Source organism: Frankia canadensis (assembly GCF_900197875.1).
Lineage (GTDB): Bacteria > Actinomycetota > Actinomycetes > Frankiales > Frankiaceae > Frankia > Frankia canadensis.
In genome coordinates this window covers 1-2,002 of record NZ_FZMO01000383.1, presented here as the reverse complement: position 1 = coordinate 2,002, position 2,002 = coordinate 1, and the positions used below count along the sequence as shown (strand labels likewise).

The following is a 2,002-nucleotide window of genomic DNA, read 5'->3' as shown; positions in this document are numbered from 1 at the left end:
GGTTGACCACCACGCAGGCGATGAAGACGACGATCGTGCACATGAGAACGACGAACTGGCGCGAGATCACGGGGGCTCCTGCCAGGGGATGGGTCCGGACGGGTGCTGGTGGGGACCGTCGGTCACTCGGCGAAGTCGAACCAGGCCTCGGCGTCCTGGGGCGAGTCCACGGTCGGCGCGATCAGCCGGTTGACCGTGAGGTAGATGACCGCCAGCATCATCACCGCGAACGTCGCCCAGATGAAGCCGAAATGCTGTTCCTTGCTCGCGAGCGCGGAATGCAGCGCGATGAGCGCGAACCCCGGATAGGCCCAGCGGTGCAGGTGCAGCCAGCGACGGTAGGAGATCCGGCGCTGGAACCAGACGGAGAAGCCGACCACGATGACGATTTCCAGGCCGACGATCCCGATGCTGACGACGGTGTCGGCGCCGCCGATCCAGGGGATCCAGACCTTCTCCATGTCGAAGAACGTGTCGTGCCGGAAGACGTGCAGGACGGCGTGCAGACAGGAGGACGAGATCGCCACGATGGCCAGCGTCACGTGGCCGCCGTACAGTGTCGCCCGGTGCAGGTGGCCATCGAGCAGCCGGCTGGCGAGCAGTGCCCCCCAGATGACGGTCGCGGCCATGCTGAAGAATGCGATGTAGGCCGTGATGCCGGCGATGTGGATCAGTGTGTGATCCCCGGTGACGCCGGGCCGGCGGTCGGGGAGTGCCACCAGGTACGGGACGACCGCGCCGCCGTGGCCGACAAAGTTCATAGAGGGTCACCTCCGGGCTTCCCCCCCGGGCCGCAACCTGACCGGACAAAAGCTAGCAGAACGGTCGGAGCGCCCTCATGCCGGATACGCCTGAGGGAGGGACGGACTACGGAATGGAGTGGCGATGGCGAACCTGGTACTGGGGCCACTGCAGCGGCACGTCGACGCCACGAGCGTGACGATCTGGGTGGAGACCGACGGCCCGACCCAGGTCGAGGTCGCCGTGATCGACGCCGAGGGCCCGGTTGGGTCCGCGCACACGTTCACTGTCTGTGGTCACCACTATGCGGTGGTGACGGTGGATGGCCTGAGGGGCGGTGTGCCACGGCCCTACGAGGTTCGCCTGGACGGTGAGCGGGCGTGGCCGCTGCCCGGCGAGCCGCCGAGCCTGCTGCGCCCGGCGCCGGGCATGGCGGACGCGGCCCCGACGACGTTGGCGTTCGGATCGTGCCGGGTGACCGCTCCCCAGGAGAAGCCGTACACGCTCAACGCCGACGAGAACCCGTCGGGCCTCGGCACCGACGCGCTGCACGCGCTGGCCCTCGACCTGCGCGCCCAGGCCGCCGCACCCGCCGTACCCGCGGCGCCCGTCCCGTCCGGCGAGCCGGCGTCGGGTGGCCGGCGCACCCCGGACGTCCTGCTGCTGCTCGGTGACCAGGTCTACGCCGACCATGTCTCGCCGGACACGCTCGCCTGGATCAGGCGGCGCCGGGACACCTCCCGCCCGCCGGGGGAGGAGATCGCCGACTTCGAGGAGTACACCCGGCTCTACCGCGAGGCGTGGTCGCAGCCGGAGATCCGCTGGCTGCTGTCGACGGTCCCGACCGCCATGGTCTTCGACGACCACGACGTCCGCGACGACTGGAACATCTCCGCGGCGTGGCGCGCCGAGGTCCGCGGGCAGCCCTGGTGGGACGAGCGGATCATCGGCGGCATCATGGCCGCCTGGCTCTACCAGCACCTGGGCAACCTGGGCCCGGCGCAGCGCGCGTCCGACCCGGTGTTCGCCGCGCTGACGGGCCCCGACGGCCGCGGGGTGGTGGACGCGGAGGCGGCCGGTGCGCTGCGGGCGTTCGCCCGGCGGGCCGACGCGCGCGCCGACGGCGAGCGGCATGACGACATCCGCTGGAGCTACCGCTGGGACCTCGGGCGAACCCGGCTCGTGGTGATCGACTCGCGCAGCGCCCGCGTCGTCTCCCCGGACGGGCGGCGACTGATGGTGGCGGACGCCGAGTGGGACT

Annotated in this window: 2 protein-coding genes; one reads left to right on the top strand and one right to left on the bottom strand. The window is 70.9% G+C overall.

Going from position 1 to position 2,002, the window contains the following annotated elements; all coding sequences use genetic code 11:
- Nucleotides 1-122 precede the first annotated feature (122 nt).
- On the bottom strand, nucleotides 123-761 hold the full coding sequence (locus C1A33_RS24260; protein WP_101833642.1) for a ferric reductase-like transmembrane domain-containing protein: 639 nt from the start codon (nucleotides 759-761) through the stop codon (nucleotides 123-125).
- A gap of 124 nt (nucleotides 762-885) precedes the next feature.
- On the opposite strand from C1A33_RS24260, the gene C1A33_RS24255 reads away from it, so the two are divergent.
- Nucleotides 886-2,002: DUF7800 domain-containing protein (locus C1A33_RS24255; RefSeq protein WP_207770474.1), on the top strand; the 1,117-nt coding region annotated here is incomplete at its 3' end.